The organism is Moorena sp. SIO3H5 (assembly GCF_010692395.1).
Lineage (GTDB): Bacteria > Cyanobacteriota > Cyanobacteriia > Cyanobacteriales > Coleofasciculaceae > Moorena.
In genome coordinates this window covers 1-4796 of sequence record NZ_JAAHHS010000512.1, presented here as the reverse complement: position 1 = coordinate 4796, position 4796 = coordinate 1, and the positions used below count along the sequence as shown (strand labels likewise).

Below are 4796 nucleotides of genomic sequence, written 5' to 3'. Positions count from 1 at the left end.
TTTTGGGATGCGGTCTCATCCCTCCAGCCAATTTTTTTACCTTCTTCGTAAGTGCGACCATAGTAAGATATTCCTACTTCATAGATACGGCATTTCTTTTTAGCAACCTTAGCAGTAATTTCCGGTTCAAAGCCAAACCGAGATTCTTGGATTTTGATAGATTGGATAAGTTCACGCCGGAATGCCTTATAGCAGGTTTCCATATCGGTAAGGTTAATATTGGTAAACATATTGGAGAGCATGGTTAAAAATTTATTGCCCACCATATGCCAGTAGTACACTACTCGATGAGGACCACCACCAGCAAAGCGGGAGCCATAAACCACATCTGCTTTGCCATCAACAATCGGCTGCATTAACAAAGGATATTCCTGGGGATCATACTCTAAATCAGCGTCTTGAACGATTACGATATCTCCAGTAGCCAAGCCAAAGCCAGTCCGTAACGCAGCTCCTTTACCCCGATTCTTGTGATGATAGACAACATGGTCAATGTGGGATTGCAGTGATGACTCTAGAATCTCTCTAGTGCCATCGGTTGAGTAGTCATCAACAACAATAATTTCACACTCTTTAACGGGAGATGCTTTCACAGCTTCAATAACATTAGCAATTGTGTTGACTTCGTTAAAACAGGGTATTACAACACTTAGCTTCATAAGCTTAAACCTTAACTAATAAGCAAATAATTTGATTAACTTAAAACTTTACATAATATTTATATAATCCCCGCCCAATTTCCCTAGCCTTGAGTTAAGTAGAGAGGTTGAGCCACTAAACACTTCACTAAATCTTTACATAACCTTGGTTACATAAATAAAGTTATGCAAATTTTGCCCGTGATTAGCTGGGATTTATCCCTCAAATTCAGGGCAACACAAAGATTTATATACAGGTTTGAGGTTGACTACTTGACACCCTGAATAAATTAGTATAATTCTACTGTAGGATTATAAATAGATCAACTAAATAGAACAACATAGAGCAACATAGAGCAACTACTAAACCATTACGCTCAAGGCTGATTGGGGAGTCGTTGCTGATTAGTATTTTGGTAAGCATATGCGCTACGCGCACGCTGCTTGAGGTGCCGTGAGATAAAGGCTCACGCTACTTGAGGTGCGGTCAGCCGTCATACTTTGGCTGATAGCTTGTAGGGTGGGCAAAAACAGTTTGCTTATGCGTGAGTATTCTAGATTACACTACTTTGCCCACCCTACTTTAATTGGTCTGATAGCTGATAGCTGATAGCTGATAGCTTACGTATTTGGACTAATGACTGATAACTAATGACTAATAACTAATAACTAAACTAATGACTAATGCAATAAGCTTGGTAGCACCCTTAGATTAAGGAGCCTAGAGATTAAGTACTAAAACCCAAAACCTAACAGCTAACATCTAACAGCTAACATCTAACAGCTAACATCTAATACCATTAACCAACCAAAAATCCATCAACCAAGAGAGTATGTCTTTGGATACCAGTAATGACTACATAACACCAGAAGAATCTCACCTTGGTGATTCTTCCTTATCCTTGGTAATTCCGACCTATAACGAGAGTAGAAACATCGGGGAGCTAATTAGAATCCTGAGCAATTTGCTCGATGAAGCTATACCAAACCAATACGAACTGATTGTTGTAGATGACGATAGTCCCGATCGTACCTGGGAAATAGCCCAGGCTCTAATCTCGGACTATCCACAGTTACAGGTAATTCGCCGTCAGCATGAAAGGGGGTTATCTACAGCAGTTATTCAAGGCTGGAAAGCAGGTACTGGAAAAATTTTGGGGGTAATTGATGGGGATTTACAGCATCCACCAGAAATATTATTAAAACTTTTGGTAGCAATGGAGGATGGAGCCGATATCGCCATTGCCAGTCGTCATGTAGAGGATGGTGGTGTTAGTGATTGGAGTGTAGTGAGGCGTTTCTTATCCAGAGGTGCTCAACTTTTAGGATTATCGATTTTACCAGAGGTTATCGGTCGTGTTTCTGACCCGATGAGCGGTTATTTTATGGTACGCCGTAGTGCCATTAATGAAAAAGACCTCAATCCTCTGGGTTACAAGATTCTAATTGAAGTACTAGCTAGGGGAAAAATTCGTCGGATTGCAGAAGTTGGCTATGTATTTCAAGAGAGACTCTCAGGAGAGAGCAAAGTTACCTGGAAACAGTATTTAGACTATATTAGACACTTACTCCGGTTAAGGTTTTCTCTCGGAACCATTGGTCAACTTAGAAAACGCATTCCCTTCCCTTTAGAGCGGTTTATTCGTTTTGGGTTAGTAGGATTCAGTGGGGTATTTGTGGATATGACTGTGCTTTACTTACTCCATGACCCTGCTAGTTTGGGTTGGGGACTCACCCGCAGTAAAATTATTGCTGCTGAAGCGGCCATTATGAATAACTTTATTTGGAATGATGCCTGGACCTTTAAGGATATAGCGAGTCAGCAGTGGGGATGGGGTAAGCGCTTGAAACGGTTTTTGAAGTTTAACCTGGTCTGTTTGATCGGTTTGTGCCTAAATGTGCTGTTGTTGAATCTGTTGTTTAATCTCCTGGGAATTAACTATCTGATGGCAAATGGTATTGCGATCGCAGCCGTTACTTTCTGGAATTTCTGGATTAATCTAAAACTCAACTGGCGAGTGACGCAAAAATAACGATAACCAGTTAATTGTTGACTGTTGACCGTCAACAGCAAAAGGTTTTAGGTTTTAGGTTTTAGGTTTTAGGTTTTAGGTTTTAGGTTTTAGGGGTAATAAAATTTAATGTACTTCATAACAAGATAGCGTTTATAGAACTCATGAGGTACACAAAATTGTTTGCCTCTTGCCTCTTGCCTATTGCCTATTGCCTATTGCCTGCTCCCTGCTCCCTGCTCCCTGTTCCCTAAAATCTAGAAATTGTGTACCTCACAAGTATTATAATTGCTATATATGGTAAACAAATTGCAGAAAACTCGTAGATTTACATCAACTTGGTTAGGGCTTTTAATTATTATCCTGTTGATGCTAGGGATAGTGTTTCGATTCGTAAATATTGACCAAAAAACCTACTGGATTGATGAAACCTTTACCTCGCTACGGATTTCTGGTTATCGATTGTCAGACATGATACCAGAAATTTCCAATGGGGATGCGATCGCTATTAAAGAATTACACAAGTATCAGCAGACAAATCCAGAAAAAAAACTGATTGGTACCATTAAGGGATTAGCATTTGAAGAACCTCAACATCCCCCATTATATTACGTAATGGCGCGATTTTGGTCGCAGTTATTTGGGAATTCAGTAGCAGTGAAGAGAAGTTTTTCAGCTCTGATTAGCTTGCTGGTGTTTCCTGCTATCTATTGGTTATGTCAAGAATTATTCGAGTCGTCCTTGGTGGGATGGGTAGCTATGGCCTTAGTTGCCGTTTCTCCCTTTCAGGTCTTGTATGCCCAAGCAGCAAGACAGTATGGCTTATGGGGCTTAACTATTTTGGTATCAAGTGCAGCACTGTTACGGGCAATACGGTTAACCAAACGAAGAAACACGACTAATAAGATTAGAGATATCCTACACTTTATCTCTACCTGGGGAATTTACGCCCTCACGTTAGTGACAGGATTTTATACATTTTTATTTTCTATTTTAGTAGCCATCAGCCATGGCATCTATGTACTAGTAACAGAACGGTTCCGCTTTAGTAAAATTCTGGTTTACTATGGGATATCATCGTTAATGGCTTTGATGGTATTTGTTCCTTGGTTACTGGTTTCTAACAGTAACCTTTCTAAAGTATCCAGCAAAACCAAATGGGCACTCCAAGAAGTTCCTTTATCATCATTAGCCCAAACCTGGCTGATTAATATTAATCGGAGTTTCTTTGATATCAACCAAGGCTTGAATTTCCCCAGTGTAGTAGTCTCTGTAATAATCTTAATCCTAGTGGGCTATGCCATATACTTTCTTTGTCGTCATAGTCCCAAACGAGTTAGTCTATTCATCTTGACATTAATTGGAGTTACCGCCTTAGCCCTAGTGCTACCGGATCTAATTTCCGGAGGTAAGCGTTCTAGTGTAACTCGCTATCTAATTCCCTGTTATCTTGGTATTCAGCTAGCAGTTGCTTACCTATTTACTAACAAAATAACTAACAAAATAACTAGCATTTTTCAGGGAGTATGGCAACAGAAGCTATGGCGACTCGGAATGATTTTACTACTGTCTGGTGGAATTGTCTCCTGTGTGATCAGTTCTCAAGCGGAATTTTGGTGGAACAAGTATACTAGTGCTAACCATACCCAGGTAGCAGCAATTATTAACCAGGCTGACGAACCGCTATTGCTGACAAAAAGTCTGGAAGTTATATCCCTGTCTTACCTTCTCGACCCCAAAGTGAAGTTTTGCTGGTTAAGCCAGAAATCCGTAAAGATGCCTAATGGCGAAAAAAGCAAACAGTTAATCATCCCCAAAAATACCGATGAATTCAGTGATGTATTTTTATATAATCCATCTAGGGAGTTGCGACAAAAAATCGAGAAACAATACAACTATAAATCAGAACTTATTGGCAAATGGAACCATAAACTTGAACCAACTTACGAAATTAAAACGTTTCTGTGGAAACTAGTAAAGTAATAAACCTAAGCAGCATTTAGCTTAAGCGCTACGCGCACGCTACTTGAGGTGCCGTCAGCCGTCAGCCGTCAGCCGTCAGCTAAAACCTCACGCTATGGGAACAGCTGATAGCTGATAGCTGATAGCTGATAGCTGATAGCTGATAGCTGATAGCTGATAGCTG

General features: G+C 40.2%; 3 protein-coding genes. 2 read left to right on the top strand and 1 reads right to left on the bottom strand.

Annotated elements, in window-relative coordinates; genetic code table 11:
• Positions 1–659: glycosyltransferase family 2 protein (locus F6K52_RS32525; protein ID WP_293088639.1), on the bottom strand; the 659-nt coding region annotated here is incomplete at its 3' end.
• A gap of 812 nt (positions 660–1471) precedes the next feature.
• On the opposite strand from F6K52_RS32525, the gene F6K52_RS32520 reads away from it, so the two are divergent.
• Complete coding sequence (locus F6K52_RS32520; RefSeq protein ID WP_293088637.1) at positions 1472–2671, top strand: glycosyltransferase; 1200 nt, start codon at positions 1472–1474, stop codon at positions 2669–2671.
• Between the two features lie 276 nt (positions 2672–2947).
• On the top strand, positions 2948–4633 hold the full coding sequence (locus F6K52_RS32515) for a glycosyltransferase family 39 protein (RefSeq protein ID WP_293088635.1): 1686 nt from the start codon (positions 2948–2950) through the stop codon (positions 4631–4633).
• Positions 4634–4796: the final 163 nt, after the last annotated feature.

Coding starts and splice junctions, on each gene's coding strand:
- F6K52_RS32515 (WP_293088635.1), top strand. CDS start 2,948: ATGGTAAACAAATTGCAGAAAACTCGTAGATTTACATCAACTTGGTTA.
- F6K52_RS32520 (WP_293088637.1), top strand. CDS start 1,472: ATGTCTTTGGATACCAGTAATGACTACATAACACCAGAAGAATCTCAC.